We start from the raw sequence: 578 nt of genomic DNA, 5'->3' as shown, positions 1-578 counted from the left end.
GGGTCCAGCCGATCTTGCCGCAAATCGTCGTCGCAACCGCCTGCATCGACTCGGCATTGGCCGTCCGCAGCACCTGCTCCAGCGTCTGCAGCTCATATTCGCCATAAACCGCAAGCTCGGCTTCGGTGAACCGATAGCGATCAGAAGGTAGCGCTGCGATCAGGTCATTTTCGGGCACCCCTGTCGCCACCAGCCCCGCCAGCTGCGCCTTTGGCGCCTGCACCACCCAGGTTCCCGCGATCAGGTCGCCGCAGCGCAGCCGATCCTTGTTGAGCAGCGGGAACAGCGCGAAACTGCCGACCCAGAACAGCCCCGCCCAGGCCGCGAACTCGCTGAGCGAGCCCTGAATTCCGCTCGACGTCATGAACATCACCGGCAGGAACAGCTCGATATCGCGGAGCAGGTTGCGCGCGATCACCGCCTCTGCCGTCAGCCGCCCGCCATCGCGCACAGCGACGCGAATGCCCAGTGCGCGCTTGCCCCAGGTCGCCGCGCGCTGGCCCAGTTCGAAATACAGGAAATAGGCGTTGCGCGCCAAAAACGTGCCGATGATGAACAGCACCACGAGAAAACCGCCG

The 578-nt window shown here is 64.5% G+C and carries 1 protein-coding gene; it reads right to left on the bottom strand.

Annotated features, from left to right (window positions below):
* Nucleotides 1-578, bottom strand: a 578-nt coding sequence (locus tag AX735_RS05805) for an RDD family protein (RefSeq protein WP_202189511.1), incomplete at both ends; no start/stop codon positions are given.

It is taken from the genome of Blastomonas sp. CCH1-A6 (genome assembly GCF_001556365.1).
GTDB lineage: Bacteria > Pseudomonadota > Alphaproteobacteria > Sphingomonadales > Sphingomonadaceae > Blastomonas > Blastomonas ursincola.
The sequence above is the reverse complement of the archived record's forward strand: the minus strand, read 5'-3'. Positions and strand labels throughout refer to the sequence as shown.